Genomic DNA, 18,556 nt, shown 5'->3' with positions numbered 1-18,556 from the left:
CTGTCCACGTATCCGGCGACGACAAGTCGCTTCCATTTGTGCATCTGAACATCTACGCCTTTTTTCTCATCACAACTGAGCGTAGACTAAGCAACCCGAGCAGTCCTCTCTATTCGACCCAACTTTCCATATTACAGGCAGTTACAGATCTGAACAGGCGGCCATGCTGAGCTGGATCGATTCAATACTAATTGCTACTCCTCGACTGCGTCTGTTTGCGGGAACAATCGCCCCCTTTGCCGGTTAAACGAACAGAGAGTATATGAATCCACAATGTCTTATATAAGGAACTGCACATGCGAAAGATAATGATTGTTGTAACAGCTTTGGTCGCGATGGTTACTATGACCAGCTTGACCGCCATGGCATGCGGGGAAACTCAGACAACGGGTGTAATTGGAAAGACTGCTGAAGTTACTCTAAGCGGTACTCTCGTCTGTCTTGGCTGTGACCTGAAGAAAGCCGAGGGAGCACGGTCGGAATGCTCTGCGTATGGACACAAACACGCCCTCAAAACCAAGGACGGCCGGTACGTCAATCTGCTTGAGAATAAGTATTCGTCGGATTTGGTCAAAGGCGAAAAGTACAATAACCAGAATATGACAATCTCCGGAACCATGTTCGCCAATTCCAGCATGATGGATGTGAAGACGTTCGCTGTTGATGGCAAGACCAAAGGCTGGTGTGACCACTGCAAGACGATGGATGGCTGTGCTGTGAAGCAGTCGTCTGAGATGTAAATCCGGACCAATTGCCTCTCTCCTTTGTGATGGATGGGATGAGTGCGGTCGCAACGGACCAGCGACCGCACTCTCCCATTGTCTCGCGAAAACCAGAAAGACAGGATCAGACATGGTGCTCATGGCTGTCGGGCTGATTATGGCTTTGTCAATGTCACCTCAAAGTAAAACACCAAACGTTGAGGATTCGAACCTGGATTCGACCGAACACAAACATACCAACCATCTGATCGACGAAGCTTCTCCCTATCTGTTGTCGCATGCCCACAACCCAGTGGATTGGTACCCTTGGGGCGAGGAAGCCCTGAGTCGCGCCCGGGACGAGAACAAACCGATCTTCCTGTCCATTGGCTACGCCGCCTGTCACTGGTGTCACGTGATGGAGCGTGAGTCGTTCGAAAATGAAAGTATCGCCACCATCCTCAACGATGGCTATGTCTGTATCAAGGTGGACCGCGAACAACGGCCTGATCTGGACGAGATTTACATGGCCTTCACCACCGCCATGACCGGGCGTGGAGGTTGGCCAATGTCGGTGTTCCTCACTCCGGACCTCAAACCTTTCTATACCGGAACCTATTTTCCGCCCGAGGATTCGTATGGACAGCCCGGTTTCAAACGCATTATCGTCGAACTTCTCAAGACCTACCGTACCGATAAGAATACACTGACCCAAACAGCCGAAAAGGTCTTCGTTCAGATGTCAGCCAGATTCAACAGCGTGACACAAGCCAACTCTACTCTCAAGCAAGAGATGATTGAGCGAGGTGTCCGGCGCCTGCGAGGAAGCTTCGATGACAAGTACGGCGGTTTCGGCCAAGCCCCTAAATTTCCTCATTCCCTCGAATTGTCGCTGTTTTTACGGTATCATCAAGCGACCGGCGACGATGTTTTTCTAAAGGCAGCCGAGAAGGGACTGACTGCCATGGCGCGAGGTGGAATCTATGATCACGTCGGGGGGGGCTTCGCACGCTATGCCACCGACCGCGCGTGGTTGGTGCCACATTTCGAAAAGATGCTCTACGACAATGCCCTGCTGACTTCAACCTATGTCCAGGCATACCGATCAACCAGCCGACCACTTTATTTGAGTGTTGTTCGTCAGACCCTCGACTTCATTCTCAGAGAGATGACTGACGATAATGGCGGCTTCTTTTGCTCCCTTGATGCCGACAGCGAGGGAGAAGAAGGGCGATTCTATACCTGGAGCAAGAATGAGATCGACGCTCTTCTGGGTGACAAGTCCAAGCTGTTCTGTGACTTTTATAACATTACATCAGGTGGCAATTTCGAAGGGCGCAACATCCTTAACGTCGACTCCAATTCTGATCGTGTACGAAATGTGACCGATGCTGAAGATTTTGATCTCATAGCTGCAGACTATATTCCCCTGCTACTGAAGGCCCGGTCAGGGAGAATCCGACCGGCTACCGACGACAAGATTCTAACCTCATGGAACGGGCTGGCTCTGAGCGCAATGTGTGATGGCTATCAGATCACCGGCGACAAACGATATCTGGAGGCCGCTCGCCGTAACGCAGCATTTGTGAAATCCACATTGTTTGAAGACGGCGCCCTGATTCATGCCTACCGCAACGGCAAACAGCTGCGGGAGGAATTCCTTGAGGATTACGCCTACTATGTCAAGGGCTTACTTGATCTCGTAGAAACCGATATTGATCACGGTAGTGAGTGGCTGGAGTTTGCAGTGGTGTTAGCTCAACGAGCTATCATACTATTTATGGATGAAAATGGTCGCTGGTTCCTGCGCCCAGCCGGGCAAGAGGATCTCATAGTGCGACCAAGGGACGAAACCGACGGCTCCACGCCCGCCCCTGGATCGGTAATGATGACCTGCCTCTTGAAGCTTAACCGCATATCTGGCCGGAAGGAGTTCCTGGACACAGCAGAGAAAGGGCTAATTGCAATATCCTTACTCCTGGAGCAAAGCCCCCAAGCTATGGCATCCGCCCTTTTGGCTGTCGATTATTATCTCAACGACAAACTAGAAATCGTTGTGGTTGGAGATGGTCCGGTCCGTGAGAAAATGATCGCAGAAATATACCGCCGTAACTTGCCCAATGTTGTCCTCGCAGTTGGTCCCGGTAACTGCCACAACGTGGCCCTTTTTCAAGGTCGTGAGTCATCCGGTCAGGCAAAAGCCTACATCTGCCGCAACTCAGTCTGTGGTCTGCCGACTGAAACTCTGCAAGACCTCAAGATGCAACTGGACGAACTCTGATTCCTGCCTTATCATCTCCGTCAAATGTTTTGATGCCCACCGGCGGTGGGTTCAGTATCGAAAGAAAGGAATGACAATATGTTATCAGTGAAAATGGATTGGAAAGGTGGTCTGAAATTTGAAGGGACCAGTGCGTATGGCCACACAATCATAACCGACGGCGGCAAGAAGTTCGGCGGCGAGGAATCCGGCTACAAACCGACCGAGCTGCTCTTCTATGGCATCGCCGGCTGTACCGGCATCGACGTCGTCCGCGTTATGGAACAGAAACGCCAGCCCCTGAAAGAACTAACCGTCGAAGTCTCCGCCCACCAAAACGATGAATATCCCAAACCGTTTCATACGGTCGAGATCAAGTTTATCGCCAGGGGGGACAACGTCGATGAAAAGGCGCTCGCCCGGGCCATCGAGTTATCCGAGAGCAAGTATTGCGTGGTCAGCCAGACGATCAAGAGCGAAGCAAAAGTGACAACCAGCTATGAGATTATCACTGATTAACTTGAATCCTTTTACCCTTTTATCTATCCAACATAAAAGAACAGTTGTTGATCGGATAGGAGTTACTGATGGATGACCAGTTTGCCTTGAGGATGGAATCGGACAAGTCGTTTGACGCGGTAGTCGAGAACATCGAGAAACAAACTGCGGATCACAAGTTCCGGGTTCTGGTTGTTCATGATATTCAGGCTACTCTGGCCGAAAAAGGGTTGCAACGCAACCCGCTTAAGATCATTGAGGTCTGCAACGCGAAGTTTGCCTATGAGGCGCTCAAAAAGGAAATCGGGGTGGCATTGTTTATGCCGTGCCGGTTCGCCGTCCACAGCGATGGCGATAGAACCATCATTGACCTGGCTCGCCCCTCAATGATCGCCCAGATGTTGCCTCAGGCCGGTCTGGATGACCTTGCCACTGATGTCGAGAAAACTCTGGTCGAAATCATGAAGGCTTCGGTGTAGGTGCTTTGTCATGCTGAGCGGAGTCGAAGCATGATGTCGGACGAAACTCCAGCCCAAACGAGTTTGAGCCGGCCACCCAAAGCACAGAACCGACACTCAAAGAAATAGACTATGAAAAAACTTTTCCAAAAACGAACTTTCGGCTTCACAGCTGTCGGCGGAATACTTGGATTCGGCCTGTATATGCTGTACATTAACATCGGTTCAACGTGACCGCTGATGTGTAACCCCTACCTGCCAACGGCAGCAGGGGCTGTGATCGGTGCGGTCATGTCAATAACAGATTAGGATGAAAGTAGCCGGATGCCGCTATTTAAATTTCAGTGCATAGATTGTCAGGAACAGTTCGAGGAACTTGTTCTCAGTAGCAGCGAAAAACCCTCCTGCCTAAAATGCGCGTCGGGAAATGTGGTCAAGATGGTGTCGTTGATTTCATCGAAGGGGATTGCTTCCGGCTGTGGCTCATCATGCGTGCCGAGCAAATGCGGCAGCGCCAAAGCCGGCTGAGGATGACCTCATTCTACCGGTGGTAGAACTCAAAACCAACCCATTATCAGACAGATTGTTCTTCGACTCGCCCGAGACTACAAATCCAAACCAAGGGGTTCGAATCGATTCAAATCAAATTGACATTTCCTCAGGTTGTAGTCACGTATTGAGGGCAGATAAAGAATATCATAATCACTCTTGAGATACACTTCAACTTCTGATTCTTCCAGATCGTAAATATACTCAACAATTTGATTCGACAAGGCTAGCGGTCTGATGGCAAGCTTGGGCCGCCACCAGCCCACAACTATCACTGACTTATGATTAATGGATTCTACTTTCTGGAGAATCTTGTTGACGAATTCTTCGTTTTCGATCCGGGTATCGTGATCAGAGAAGATATCTCCTTCATATATACCGGTTCTCCCAAAACTGACAAAAGATGATGAAATGAACAAGATACAGATAATCACGAATATACTTCTTCTCAGCAGTTTTGCGAACACAAGCATCAGGAATGGCAATAATGGTATGAGATAAGCGGATTCATGAGGCAATCTCAAGAACGCCGCCAAATACAATATGATGACAATAAGCCACACTACAGCGTTGAGTCTATCTGAAGCAGTTGCATTCGTAAAATGAACCCTGGTTCTCTTGATACCAAATAGCATTGAGATGAATGCCAGAAGTATGGCAATTACTCCCAGACGTCCAAAGATACCAACGGTGGCCACACTTATTATTTGGGAGAGTTCCGGGTAACTGGTGTCATAGAATCTGAAAAAGCCCAGGCCATAAGAATCGATTGAAGGTAAAAAACAAAGAATACTGGTGATGCTGGTCAAAATTGTAAATAGGATTATTCTGTAGAATCTCCTACTTGGTATACCGTGATAATATTGGAGCACCATAAGAGGAATAACCATTATCCCCATAGTTATGCGACATCCGACAGCAAGTCCCAGAAAAATACCTGCGAAACCAGAATATCCTCTGAGAACAAGATAGTAGCTACTCAGGACGAAGACTAATCCCCAAAGGTAATCCATCAGGTTGACACTATTTATGTAGAATACAGGGATGAAAGCCAAGGCTATACCTGCCAAGAGATAATCCTTGCAACGGTGATACTGGGCAATTTTCATGAAAAGGATTATCCCTATGACACTTAGCAAAGCAGTTAAACCATTGAGAACAAATGGTTCCGCATCCCATAACAGAGCACAAGCGAATTCATGAACGGGGTTCCCGGGGAAACGTGATACCGCGTATTGTCCACCTTGCGCAATATTCCTGGCGGCTTCGATCACCCTCCAGGCATCAGGGTCATTGCCATAACCTGGAGTCAAAAACGGAATTCGGGACGAGAAAATGATCAAACTGATCAGGGCTATAGGTAGTGGACTTCCATACTGCTTTGCTTTGCGTGCGTTTGTAATACTCATCACCGTATGTCTTCAATCGATCTGGATAAAGTCCATTGAAATTTAAGACACGGTTTGCTCTTTGGCAATTGCCTTATTGTAATTTTGTTATCTCAGTTTCATCGTTCGAAATCAACTGAACTCTTGTAACTCAGGCTCGGATGACTGTAAATTACCATCTCGTGAGATAATTTTAATACTCTCAATAACTACCTCTTGAGTGCGATAGAAAACGCCGGGTACTCAGTCTCAACCATCAGGAATGACAGCGAAAGCCAATCCAAAGGTGTCCAGGATATTCCCTCATGGAACGATTCGCCATCATAATTGGCGAAGATAGTGTATCGATCATAGAGACTCGTCGTAATACCAGCTTGACCGAAAACCTCGTCAAAATCCGGGACGAGTGTAGCTGCTCCGACCGATAGCCGTACGTCCAGGATCCCACCGATTTCCAAAGATTTAATGAATTGAACATACACCGACTGATCACTACCACCAGTCTGAACGCTGCCGGTGCCCAGTATAAGGCCGGGTCTCCAGTCATTCGTCTTTTCCGTTAGCAGTTGGGTTCTCACATTCCAGAGAATTGTTTCAGAGCGAAAGGCATATCCAACCCCGGCATCAAGCCAGTTCAATACTCCATATCTGGTTTTTAGCACTGTAGTCTCTTCATCAGCGGTGGGAATGCTCAATCCGGAGATCATCATTGATCCCCGGGCAAGTAAAGCACCATCATTGTTACCTGCCCCGGAACAGACGGGGCAAGAAGGACCGCATTCCTGGGCGAGGGTTGTTCCTGCAAATAGTAATATGAGTAGTAAATTCACGAGAATCTTGTTCATGTCCAAACCTTTCAGGTGTTATGGTTACTTGATTTGCGTTTGCTTCGGAGCAAACCATTCGTACAATACCGGGATCAATACCAGCGTCAGGAAAGTCGACGAAACCAGTCCGAACACCACGACCACCGCCAAAGGACGTTGTACCTCCGAACCCATGCCCTGCGAAAGAAGCAGCGGCACCAACCCAAGAATAGTCGTCAATGCTGTCATGAGCACGGGTCGCAGTCGCTGTGAGCAGGCTTCGACAATCGCCACGCTCATCTGAGTACCTTCATGCAACAGTTGATTGATATACGTCACCAGCACCAGTCCGTTCTGAACGGCGATCCCAAACAACGCAATAAACCCAATCGAGGCAGGTACTGACAAATACTCCCCGCTGACAAACAATCCAAGTACGCCACCTATTAGAGCCAGAGGTACGTTCACAAAAATGAGCGTCGCAAACCGCCAGGAACCGAGTGACACATAAAGCAACAGTAGGATCAACCCAAAAGTGATCGGAACAATAACGACAAGCCGACTCATCGCCCGTTCCTGGTTTTCAAATTGACCCCCGTATTCCAAATGGTATCCCGGAGGCAGGCCGATATGTTCATCTACGGCCGCTTTGATATCTTTGACCACCCCCCCCATGTCGCGGCCCCGTACATTGGCCGAGATGACCCAGCGGCGCTGGTTCTTCTCCCGATTGATCTGTATCGGTCCGATTTCGGTCCTGACTTCGGCCAGTTGGGACAACGGAACCAGCATACCTTCCGATGTGTGTACTAACAGCGATCGAATAGCCTCGGGGTCTTTGCGATATTGTTCGTCAAATCGGACATGGATTCCGAACCGTCGCGTATGAAGAAAAACCTGATCAATCACCTCACCGCCGATCGCCAATTCGACCACTTCAAGGATGTCGGTTACACTGGCTCCGTATCGGGCACAGGCTTCGCGATCAACCACTATTTGAACCTGGGGTTGACCGAAACTCTGTTCTACCGACAGATCAACCAGACCGGGGACATCTTTGATAACATCTTTGATTTCCTCGGCCAGAGAGCGGAGCAGCCCGAGATCCTCGCCATACAGTTTGAGGGCAAGCTCGGTGCGCACCCCCGAGAGGAGTTCATCAAATAGATTCTGGATCGGTTGCGTGAAACTGAGCTGTATGCCGGGGTACAATGATAACCGTTCGTTGAGCGCCTCCACCAGTTGTGCCTTGTTGTCGTAATTGACCCAACTTGCCGGCGGCTTCAACGTCAGTTGAATATTCGCAAAATTGACGGGGTGGGGATGACTCCCGGCTTCGGGTCGGCCGATCTTCGCGATTGTCTGCTCCACTTCTTCAAAGGAAACGATCTCCCGCTCCAACTTCATGATCGTTTCGGTTGCTTTATCGAGCGAAATAGAAGGCGCCATAACAACATTGATTTGGATTACTCCCTCTTCCAACGTCGGTATGAACTCTGTGCCGAGATGCGGAACGTAAGCAAGCGCCCCACCAAAAGCTACCAGCGAACCGATCAGCACCACCAGCTTGTGGCGAAGATTCCATTTTAGATACGGTACATAGAACCGCTTGAGAATCCGTACCAGTAGAGGGTCCTGCGTCGCACGATGTTTAAGAAGATACGACGACAACGCTGGCGAAAAAATCAGAGCTGCCAATAGCGAGCCGAGTAGTGCAAAGGTGACAGTAAACGCCATCGGAGAAAACATTTTTCCCTCTACACCTTCGAGCGTGAAGAGTGGTACAAAAACGATGATGATAATCAGCACCGAGAAGATGATCGGTCGCGCCACCTCCTGGCAGGCTGCGACTATCACCTCGACCTTTCTCCGGCCTTTGTTACGCTCCATACTGAGGTGCCTCGATGCATTCTCGACAATGACAATTGAGGCGTCACCAAGCATCCCGATAGCGATAGCAATTCCCCCCAGCGACATTAAGTTGGCTGACAGTCCCGCCCATCCCATGCAGATAGCAGCGACTAGAGCACAGATCGGCAGTGACAACGCCACAATTGAGGCACTGCGTACATTCCCCATGAAAAGGAACAACACGAGAACTACCAATAGAGCACCTTTCCAAAGAGAAGTCAGCACCGTATTGACGGCGCTACCAACCAGCGTACTCTGATTGTAATAGGGCACGAGCGTCACACCGTCGGGAAGCGAGGTTTGAACCTTGGCAAAAGATAATTCCAGACGTTCGATTATTTCTGACGTATTTTCGCCATACAGTTTCAAAATGATACCGGCCACCACTTCTTCTACGCCGTTGCGTGTGACTACTCCACGTCGAAGTTCCTGACCGAATTCAACCTCGGCGACATCACCTAACCGTACCGGGCGACCTCGCACAACTTTCATCTGCAGATTGCGAAGGTCCTCAAGTTCTTCCACAAGCCCGATGCCGCGAACCAGGTATTCCTCTGAACCCAGCACCAAAAACTGTCCGCCAGCATTTCGGTTGTTCGAATTGACGGTTTCTACCACATCCTCAAGCGACAGATCGTACTTGTTGAGTGCGTATGGATCGAGTTCAATCTGGTATTGCAGGACATGGCCACCCATCGAGAGAATTTCAGTCACGCCGGACACAGATTGCAGTTGATACTTGACCACCCAGTCGTTTAGTTCTCGCAGGTAAGTGGTCAGATGCTTGCCCTCGGTGTCAACCGTACTGTCGGCCTCAAGATAATACATGAACACTTCACCCAGACCAGTTGAGATCGGCCCCAACGCAGGTGGATCGTGCATCTCAGGGAGTTCTGCGGTAGCGGCAGCCAAGCGCTCGGCTACTATCTGGCGAGCGAAGTAAATGTCTACGTCATCACCGAAATAGACATATATAACGGCCATACCGAAAGCAGAAGTCGACTTAATCAGCGTCACTCCGGGCAGACCGTTCATGGCTGATTCGATTGGAAAGGTAATCATTCGTTCGATTTCTTCGGGGGCCATACCGTGTGCTTCAGCGAAGACAGGGACCATTACCGGTGAAATATCCGGGAAGGCATCAGTCGGTAAGTGTCGATACTGGTAAACACCCATCATTATGATCACTATCAAGCCAATGACTACCAGAAGGCGGTTCTTAAGAGCGTACTCAAAAAAGGATTTCATCTCGCTCTCCTCAATGTCCGTGACCGGCATGACCACTCAAGGAACTGGTAACGATCTGGGCTTTCAACTCGAAGGCACCTGCGGCCACATACTCGGTCCCTTCGGTTATCCCCTCTATGATGCGAACATGATGTTCATCTGAATCACCCACGACTACTTCCACAGCGACAAATTCGTCAGGGCTTTCAACTACAAAGATGACGCTCTCCTCACCAATCAACTGCACTGCCTCTTTTTCAACTACCAGCCCTCGTTCCCCGGCTTCAGTAACGACCTGTGCGTGAACAAACGTTCCCGGTTGCCAGACATTGTCCGGATTAGGCAGAACGACTCGTGCTGTGCTGCTCCGGGTGAGTATGTCCAGCACGGGAGTTACAAAATCAATGGTGCCTGTCACTTGTTGCTTGGACCCAATCGCCGTAATAAGCACTTCCTGACCGGATTTGACCATACCGGCGTCTTTGGGATAAACAGCCAGATTGACCCAGACGGTGGAAAGATCGGCCAGCGCGAAGATACTGCTTTCGCCGGAAACATACTCGCCGGGAGTTATGTGTCTCTCAATGATCCAACCCGAGATCGGCGCTTCTATCGAATACGAGTTCATGCTCTCATTACTCTCAACCACCGCGACAATGTCGCCGGCGTTGACATAGCTGCCCACCCGACACCGTGCCTCAAGTGCTATTCCGGCAAACCGCGGTGCAATGTGAACCAATCGATCTTCGTTGAAACCGACTTCACCGGGCAATTCACTCGTTTTAACAATATACCCCGGTGCCACCCGCGCAAAAGTTAGCCCTGCCATTTTCTGAGCCTCGAGTGACAGGTTCACTACGATTTCATCATGGTCATCTCCATCGCACGGAGCATCGGAATCATGGTCGTGGTCGCCTGCTTCCACAACAACTGGCGTCGACTCATTAACTGTGTTACTACTGTGATCACATCCTTCGTGTCCGTCTTGAGCAAACAGCGATGCCGATGCCAGGTACAGCACTATCAATAGTAGTATCAAAATGCGATTAGTCATTGTTTGTTTCCTCGTGAGCCTGAAGGATTTTTCCTCCAAGCCGTTCCATTGCTATTATCTGCTCGCGAAAAGCGAGCACTATGTCATTACGTTCGAATCTTAGCTCCACCAGTGCCCGATTTGCCTCCAATAGATTGGTGTATGGCAGTCGGCCCGACTGATACAGAACCTGCATCGTCTGATACGTTTCCTCCGCAGTCGGAAGTAACTCGGCGTTAAGGGCGGTATGGCGGTTATTCAGCTGTCTCAAACGTGCCAGTCCGGATGCAACCGCCGCCATACTCTCTATCTGTGCCTGCCGACGTTCAAAATCGATCCGTTGGATTTCGGCATCCAGGCTCTGCAGAACGCCATGATTCTGATCCCTAAACGGTAACGGCAGGGAGATACCAAACATCAGAGAGTTGGACTTGTCAGCGACCAGCCGTGTGTAACCGCTGCTCAAAGTGAGATTGGGTTTTGCCTCGGCATCTGCCAGGTATCGCTGGGCTTTCAATTCTTCCCGGTGACGGTCCAAAGTTATTAACTCTCGGGTCGAGTCAGCTATAGATTCAGTGATTCGGTCCAAAACAGATTTGAAATCCGGCTCGGCAGGCACGACCACTCTGATTCCGGGATCTCCTGCCCACAATGACGCGAGTGAAATTTGGGCGGTCTCAAAGTCCAGTTCCACCTCCCCGCTGGCCAGTCTGGCACGCTGAAGTTCCAGTTGGGCCAGTAGCAATTCCGACTGAAGTGCTGCCCCTTGCTCAATTCGCTGCTGGATTGTGGCTACAATGTCTTCAGCTAACCCAATCGAAATGTCCGAGAGATCATACTGTACCTGGGCATGAGCCAGCGCGAAATAGCGAACTCGCGTCTCCAGATAGAGATCAAACGCGGCCACCCTGGCATCGAATTCAGATGTTTGCCATTCAGCTTCAGCTACTTTCCTTCGGGCTCCTCGTTGTCCGAAAAGCTCAAACTCCTGAGACAAGGAAACTCCGATTTCAGATTCGTCGAAACCGGGAGTATCCCAGGTCACTCCGCCAAGCTCAGCCTCAAGCTCCGGATTGGGTCGGACTCCGGCCTGGGTAATCTCGCCCTGCGCCGCCTCTCGTCTCAGGTCAAGAGATGGCAACAACGGATTTCGCGTAGCAACCAGATGCAACAATTCTGGAAGGGTCAAAACCGAATCATCGACTCCGACCGTTGCCTCGATGATAGCAAACGGGGCTTCCCAACGGTCAGATCCACTTGCGGGTGCTGTCAGCGCAGATAATAATAGTAGCGTCAATAACACCAGTGTATACAATCGTCCTTTCATGCATTTTTCTCCATAAAATTCATCGTTCCAGATAGGGCAAACCCACAGGAGGGGTCTCCCAATCAGACATGTTAGAATTGGCGTAGTGTTAAAAAAAGAAGATCAAGAGAGAAGAACTGTTGGAATCATCTCAATCGGAACAGTTCGTCTCTCTTTGGCAACTGGTGCCCAGGCACGACCAGAGCAACCGTTGGTAATAACCGCCCATTCACTAAGGAAACTGGCTTGGGGCGGGGAAAAGGATCTTGTAACCGGTCTGTCAGTAATTTTAGAACGTTGCCACCACTGAGAACCGTCGAGAGGAATGTCCGAACAACCAGCACAATCGTGGTGGTGATTGCTCTCGGTCTTGATAGCAACAACAGTTGATGGACACTCGGTCTCACAACAGGACTGAGCAAGGGCTGATTCTATCTTGATATTGCCCTGATCGCCGATACACAGCACCTGTGAGAAACTGCTCAAATAGAGGCTAAGACCCAGCAGAAGGCAGAGTGGCCAGGTAATTGATTTTCGAAGTAATCCCATAGTGTAGCAATATAATGAACTATTGTATTTTGTCAATGACCAGAATTTAAATGAACTAAATCTGTTCAAATTTTACAATCAACTGATTGTATACCTTGGGAATCGGCAAATTGCTCAGAGAACTGTTGGTTTCACTAAGAAAATAATCTCGTATTTTCATCTCAGACATAGACTTGCCCACCTATCTCCTACGTCCGGCTGGAGCCGAAACAAATCGACAGGATGATCACTAATATCATCAACGCAAGAAATCCATAAAGAATTTGGCGCATAGTAATGGGTCCAACTTTGAAATCCAGCGCTTCATTCATGATCCCGTTGAAGACATCTTCTGCACTTGATGTTGTATCCTGGGATTGGAGGGTGTCGGTGCCGGGCGATGTTCCTTCCGAGTATACCTCCACCGGATGCGGCGTTGTGAAAAGCGGGAGAGCGAAATTCCAGAATACGAGAGCCAATAACAAAGCGATAAGACCAAGCCCAAGAATCACCAGGTCTCGAAAATAGAGCGAGTAGAAGCTAGCCATGCGCGGTGGATCCGAAGATGAAAGGAGAACCTCCACTTCTTCACCGGGTTCGTAGACCGAAAACACATGCACCTTGGATTCGCGTATAACCTGCTCATCACCATGATCGGTACGGTAGGCAAACTCCGGATAGGTTGCCACTGTATTTGATACAACGGTACTTGGCATATTTGGGTTGGAGGGCGAATATGACCTGATTGAAGTGGTTCTGTGAATTTCCCGATGATACCCTACAAAGGTTCCCTCGACCTTGTCTGTCGAATTTGACACAAAACTCACCGTGCGCCAGATTTCCCAAGCCCCATAGAGTATACCGACTACTCCGGCCAACATGAAAATAATCAGCATTCCTTTGAGTAACATCGCAAACATTCGAGCTATACCTTCCTCATTATCTACTGCATACCGGATGACCTAAACATCATTTCTATGCGTTTACCACTGCTTTCAGGTATCTCCAGACGTTGGATCAGTATCTCTTCTTTCGCTCCCACGTACCAGCTCTCCGTTGGTGATACGAAAGACCTGTCATCTGCTCTGGTGAAGTATACATTGAGATAGTGCAAGAGTCAACGTGGTGGCGTAACTGAACGTTCTCGAGAACGCCAATGTGGTATCACGCCAAATAGAAGTTACGTTTTTTAGCGATTCATGCAAACTCCATCATGACATGCCAAATCTACAAAATCACGGCTAAACTTCAAGTCCAACTTGTTCTGATTAGGCTGACGTGGAACACTTGCTCTTCACCGGTTCCGTGAGAGAAGCAACCGACAAATATCATAATTGTCAGCGATATTATTGTAACAACTGATTTTTTTATAGAATTGTATTAGAGGTAATGTTTCAGCTACCGCTATTAGACATAGCCCAGATTGGGATCAGCTCCACGACGATCCGAGCTTCCAAGAACTGCTGAAGAAAGACAAGAAAGAAGGCGGCTCATAACTACCCATCGTTCAACCCACATATCGTGGATGTGATCTGTATTTACGGCACAAGGATCAGGAACTTGTTGCTCCTGCCCACCTGTATTAGCTAATCCGAATGAACGACTCAATCTCGATCTTAATGATTCTCGAAGTCCTCCATCAGCTCATGATTCTTTTTATTCAGTGACTTCTCCATCCCGAAGCCGAAGGCCTCAGGATGCATGTACAATCCTTGCTTGTCTGATTCTTTCATCTCAGCGACTCCGACTGAAACGGTCTTAGCAAAAGCGTCCTTGCGTATACCGGTCACCTGCCAGGAAACTTCCATGGATGGTTTTCCACCGGCTATCGTGAAACGGTTGCCGCTGATCTTCTCTGCAATGTAGACCGGCGAATAGTCACCAATACAGGTCAATTGGTAGCGGAAACTCTCATTCAGCGATTCAAAATACGGTGGCAGTTCAACAACTGCTTCGCCGTTGTCGTCAATCGTCACCATGCCATCGTACACGTTTTTCATATCTGGCGAACTGACATCGCTGTGACTCAGGAAATTATTCTCAGGATTCTGCGGATGATCGATCTTAAATCCACCGCCACCCTTGGTACTCGAGCCAGTTGCATGGAAATTCCCGTAGCTATATACTCCATAGTCAGCTGAAGAGTTGCTACAACTACCATAGACACCATAATTGTTGGTCGAGCTATCAGCTCTTCCAGAAACGCCATAATTATCTATGTTGCCCGGATTAGTGGAGCTTGCTTGAACGCCAAAGGAACCCGATGCCGGACCGTAGGCTCGCGCCATAACTCCTCGCATCACTCCCTCAAAGAAGGCACAATTGGACGATGACAGCTCTTGAACGTGTAGTCTAGCCCAACCGCCAGGCTCAGATGTGCCGATGCCGACTGGACCGCCCATTAGCACAACTGGATCAGCGCGCAATTCCAATCCCTTAAGAGACCCACCACCATCATTTGCGCACTGGATGCGACCACCATGAGAAAGGCTGTATGGGGCAACTATCAAGAGATTGTTCTCTGAATCTCCATTGAATCTGATTCTGACCTGATCACCTTCGATGTGGAGATCATCTGAAGGATCTGATGTCCCTATGCCGACATTCCCACTCTCGCGAAAGACATTTCCTCCAGATACTGTCCAGTCACCGTCTGATGTGGCGGGAGCTGCCAATGCATATGTTGCAGTATCTGAACGAGTAGACATAAACGCGTATACTACAGATGTCATTTCGATTCGAGGTAGAATTTCAGGATCAGAGCCAACTTGTATTCCCAAAAAACATTCAGGTTCGCTGAAAACAGAGTTTGGTATCTGATACGTCGAACCCAAGATAACATGGAATAAACCTTCTGTGACACTGACATTTAAATGCAATTCACCCCACAGGGAGTCGCCAACATTATCGGTTTCCAGTCTGTAGAACCGAAACATAATTCCGACTGTTCCGGTAATCGGTTCACCAGTGTCCTGGTCAGTAAGTAGACCCTGATAATTGATGGTCCTCGGTACCTCTGCATTGACTACCGGTGTCGTAAGTATCGCGACAAGGACAGTCAAGAGAGTGATGAGTACCTTTTGCAAGACAGCATGCGTAGCCATGATTCCCTCCGCAATTGATAGTATTAAACTGATCAATATCCAATTTAATATAGTCGAAAGGGCTGGATATTGCAATAACTAAGACCTCCAGAGCCGTTCTCGAGAACGCCAATGCGCTATCACGCTAAATAGAGATCACATCTAATCGTGAGTCAGAGACCAGCAGGACGGAAGCCGCTGGTCGCAAGAATCATGCCTCCAATAATGTGCTTGTTGTTCGTCGGTAATTTCTTAGAGAGTCCGGGCATCACGCTATTGGAACGCGTCGTTCGGGGGGGTAGTTCTTCTTGTGGAGTATCGAATTATTCAATACCATAAACGAGTGAAGGTGAGCATGCGTCATTTGGAGTATAGGAAGTGAAAAACACACCTCAAGACCTCAGGTTTTTCAAAGTCATTCTTAGTTCTATTGCGGACGGTGTGTTCACGGTTGATAGCAGCCGCACGATCACCAGTTTCAATCCTGCCGCCGAGCGCATCACCGGCATACCGGCCTCAAAAGCTATCGGACGGCATTGTTCGGATGTTTTCCACTCAGACATCTGTGAGAATTGTCTGCTCGAACAGACGCTCAAAACCGGTGTCGAGGCTATCGATCGCCCGGTGAGCATTATCGACAGTCGCGGAGAGAAGATACCGGTCAGTATATCAACAGCTGTGCTCAAGGATGACGATGGCGAGGTTTTAGGTGCGGTGGAGACTTTCAGGGATCTCTCAGCCATCGAACATCTGCGCAAAGAACTCAGCCGGACGTACTCGATTGAGGACATCATCTCCAAGAGCCCTGAAATGCACAAGTTGTTTGCCATCATGCCGGATATTGCTCAGAGCGAAAGTACGGTTCTTATTCAGGGACCATCCGGTTCCGGCAAAGAGCTATTTGCACACGCTATCCATAATCTCAGCCCACGCGCTGACAAAAAGCTGGTCATTATCAATTGTGGTACTCTACCGCACCAGCTGTTTGAATCGGAACTGTTTGGCTACGTCAAGGGTGCTTTCACTGATGCCAGGGAAGATAAGCCGGGCAAACTGGCCAGTGGTGATGGTGGCACCGTGTTTTTCGACGAGATCGGCGAACTTCCATTTGCAACCCAGGTCAAACTTCTACGCCTGCTCCAGCAACGTGAATATGAACCGATCGGTGGAACGACACCCATAAAAGCCGATATCAGGATTATCGCCGCCACCAACCGGGACCTGAAGGGACTGGCAGCTCAGGGAAAATTCCGGGATGACCTGTATTTTCGACTGGCGGTGGTCAAGTTCGGATTGCCATCACTCAACCAACGACGCGAGGATATCCCTTACCTCGTAGATTATTTTATCGAGAGATTCAATGCGCGCAAAGGTAAGCGGATTTTGAGTGTCAATCCGGAGGTGATGAGCGTTTTGATGCAACATGACTACGCCGGCAATATCAGGGAACTCGAAAACATAGTCGAATACGGTTTCGTAGTCTGCCACGGATCAATAATTCAGAAAGAGCACCTGCCAACAGAACTACTCACCGGTACCGAATCACCCAGCCAGCCATCGATATCAGTCAGTAATCCGATTGCTGAGTCCATTGACGAACGGAACCGTATCATCTCCGCCCTGCGACATCATGGCGGCAATATGACAGCCGCCGCCGCTACACTTGGCATTCACAGAACTACCCTTTGGCGCAAGCTAAAACGCTACCAGATCACTTCTGACCAACCCGACTGATCGTTCCACACTCTATTTTCGACCGTTGCATGCAACACTTTCTACCGCAGCATGCAACATATTTTGTTGCAACGAATGCAGCGTTATTACAATTGTCATTATTGTATCATACTATAATATAGCGTATTACACGTATTCATGACGATTGGCATGGTATATGCGATGTTGCATGTACATGACAACAAGGGTTGCAATACCTCAGTTTGGCGATGCGGTGGCTCCCCGGTTCGAGGCTGCCCAAATGCTTGTAATTGCTACGATTGACGGGCCTGATGTGATTTCGTCGGTGTCCATGCCCTGTGCTGGTCCCGATGTCTACCAGTGTCTGCGGATGCTCCAGCTTCACCGCGTCAAGGTCTTGATTTGCAACGGTATCAAAGCTTCCTACCTTGACATGCTAACCGCCTCGGGCGTAACAGTTTTCCCTAAAGTCAGTATGAGCGTCGACGATGCTCTCCGGCAATTCATCGCAGGCAAACTGGCTTCAGTGACGGAAGAATATATCCAGCCGGCCGAACTGTGTCCACTGCCTCACGAAGAATTGGTTGATCACGCTCGCACACTGTTTGAAGAGCATGGCTATACGGTTTCTGAAGGACCCGGCCAGGATGCTTTCCTCATTGATCTGGTGGCCATGATTGATTGTCCAGTGTGTAATCGTCCTGTGCGGGTAGCAATCTGCTGTGGTGCACATACCTATCGACCGGAGCAGGAAATAGCTGAGTTCCACTGCGCAACATCCTCTGGTTGCAATGCTCGAGTATTTGTATGTCCCTCACAGCCAGCCATTCTGAGTTGCTGTCGGGAATATGGAATACAACTGATCGATCCGGACCCGGGAGCGAAACAAATCTCTGATGAAACAAACAGCAAGATTCCTCTTCTGGAGGGACTGGTCATCGGCCACGAGCGAGCATGTTGCGGAGTATTACCAAAAAAAGATGATCACGATGAATAGAATCGACTTGCCCTATGATGTGGCAACGACAACGGCTAGGACTGGAGATTAGATGAGAACAAGACAGATCACTGCGGAGGAGAGACAAAAGGCCTTCGTATCCACCAGAAAACCAG

Annotated in this window: 15 protein-coding genes; 7 read left to right on the top strand and 8 right to left on the bottom strand. The window is 49.2% G+C overall.

All coding sequences use genetic code 11. The features are described from left to right. Nucleotides 1-296 precede the first annotated feature (296 nt). The 5 genes from KOO62_04195 to KOO62_04175 all read left to right on the top strand — a co-directional run bounded on the left by KOO62_04195 (nt 297) and on the right by KOO62_04175 (nt 4,445). Nucleotides 297-740, top strand: coding sequence for a hypothetical protein (locus KOO62_04195; protein ID MBU8933188.1), 444 nt, complete (start codon nt 297-299; stop codon nt 738-740). A 112-nt stretch (nt 741-852) separates the two neighbouring features. Further along, nucleotides 853-2,982: a thioredoxin domain-containing protein gene (locus tag KOO62_04190; protein ID MBU8933187.1), complete on the top strand. Its 2,130-nt coding sequence runs from the start codon at nt 853-855 to the stop codon at nt 2,980-2,982. Nucleotides 2,983-3,060: 78 nt separating this feature from the next. After that, nucleotides 3,061-3,480 carry an OsmC family protein gene (locus KOO62_04185; GenBank protein ID MBU8933186.1) on the top strand — a complete coding sequence of 140 codons (420 nt, stop codon included), beginning with the start codon at nt 3,061-3,063 and terminating at the stop codon, nt 3,478-3,480. A 68-nt stretch (nt 3,481-3,548) separates the two neighbouring features. Further along, a complete protein-coding gene (locus KOO62_04180) occupies nt 3,549-3,938 on the top strand; it encodes a DUF302 domain-containing protein (GenBank protein ID MBU8933185.1) in 390 nt (129 codons plus the stop codon). Nucleotides 3,939-4,241: 303 nt separating this feature from the next. Beyond that, nucleotides 4,242-4,445: a zinc ribbon domain-containing protein gene (locus KOO62_04175; protein ID MBU8933184.1), complete on the top strand. Its 204-nt coding sequence runs from the start codon at nt 4,242-4,244 to the stop codon at nt 4,443-4,445. Between the two features lie 77 nt (nt 4,446-4,522). Here KOO62_04175 and KOO62_04170 read toward each other — a convergent pair whose 3' ends face one another. The 8 genes from KOO62_04170 to KOO62_04135 all read right to left on the bottom strand — a co-directional run bounded on the left by KOO62_04170 (nt 4,523) and on the right by KOO62_04135 (nt 15,769). Beyond that, nucleotides 4,523-5,875 carry a hypothetical protein gene (locus KOO62_04170; protein ID MBU8933183.1) on the bottom strand — a complete coding sequence of 451 codons (1,353 nt, stop codon included), beginning with the start codon at nt 5,873-5,875 and terminating at the stop codon, nt 4,523-4,525. Between the two features lie 188 nt (nt 5,876-6,063). Next, nucleotides 6,064-6,699, bottom strand: a complete 636-nt coding sequence (locus KOO62_04165; GenBank protein MBU8933182.1) for a hypothetical protein — start codon at nt 6,697-6,699, stop codon at nt 6,064-6,066. Nucleotides 6,700-6,723: 24 nt separating this feature from the next. Continuing rightward, nucleotides 6,724-9,819 carry a CusA/CzcA family heavy metal efflux RND transporter gene (locus tag KOO62_04160; protein ID MBU8933181.1) on the bottom strand — a complete coding sequence of 1,032 codons (3,096 nt, stop codon included), beginning with the start codon at nt 9,817-9,819 and terminating at the stop codon, nt 6,724-6,726. A gap of 10 nt (nt 9,820-9,829) precedes the next feature. Next, on the bottom strand, nt 9,830-10,852 hold the full coding sequence (locus KOO62_04155; GenBank protein MBU8933180.1) for an efflux RND transporter periplasmic adaptor subunit: 1,023 nt from the start codon (nt 10,850-10,852) through the stop codon (nt 9,830-9,832). After that, nucleotides 10,845-12,158, bottom strand: a complete 1,314-nt coding sequence (locus KOO62_04150) for a TolC family protein (GenBank protein ID MBU8933179.1) — start codon at nt 12,156-12,158, stop codon at nt 10,845-10,847. Before KOO62_04150 ends, KOO62_04155 begins: the two co-directional genes overlap by 8 nt. 102 nt (nt 12,159-12,260) lie before the next feature. After that, complete coding sequence (locus KOO62_04145) at nt 12,261-12,686, bottom strand: hypothetical protein (GenBank protein ID MBU8933178.1); 426 nt, start codon at nt 12,684-12,686, stop codon at nt 12,261-12,263. A gap of 188 nt (nt 12,687-12,874) precedes the next feature. Beyond that, on the bottom strand, nt 12,875-13,585 hold the full coding sequence (locus KOO62_04140; protein ID MBU8933177.1) for a hypothetical protein: 711 nt from the start codon (nt 13,583-13,585) through the stop codon (nt 12,875-12,877). A 696-nt stretch (nt 13,586-14,281) separates the two neighbouring features. Next, nucleotides 14,282-15,769, bottom strand: a complete 1,488-nt coding sequence (locus tag KOO62_04135; GenBank protein ID MBU8933176.1) for a hypothetical protein — start codon at nt 15,767-15,769, stop codon at nt 14,282-14,284. Nucleotides 15,770-16,126: 357 nt separating this feature from the next. Here KOO62_04135 and KOO62_04130 point away from each other — a divergent pair, with 357 nt between their 5' ends. Both KOO62_04130 and KOO62_04125 read left to right on the top strand, forming a co-directional pair. Then, on the top strand, nt 16,127-17,482 hold the full coding sequence (locus KOO62_04130; protein ID MBU8933175.1) for a sigma 54-interacting transcriptional regulator: 1,356 nt from the start codon (nt 16,127-16,129) through the stop codon (nt 17,480-17,482). 175 nt (nt 17,483-17,657) lie between these two features. Next, entirely contained in the window at nt 17,658-18,440 is a 783-nt protein-coding gene (locus KOO62_04125; GenBank protein ID MBU8933174.1) for a hypothetical protein, read from the top strand. The last annotated feature ends 116 nt before the right edge of the window (nt 18,441-18,556 follow it).

Source organism: Candidatus Zixiibacteriota bacterium (genome assembly GCA_019038695.1).
Taxonomy (GTDB): Bacteria; Zixibacteria; MSB-5A5; order GN15; family FEB-12; genus B120-G9.
The sequence above is the reverse complement of the archived record's forward strand: the minus strand, read 5'-3'. Positions and strand labels throughout refer to the sequence as shown.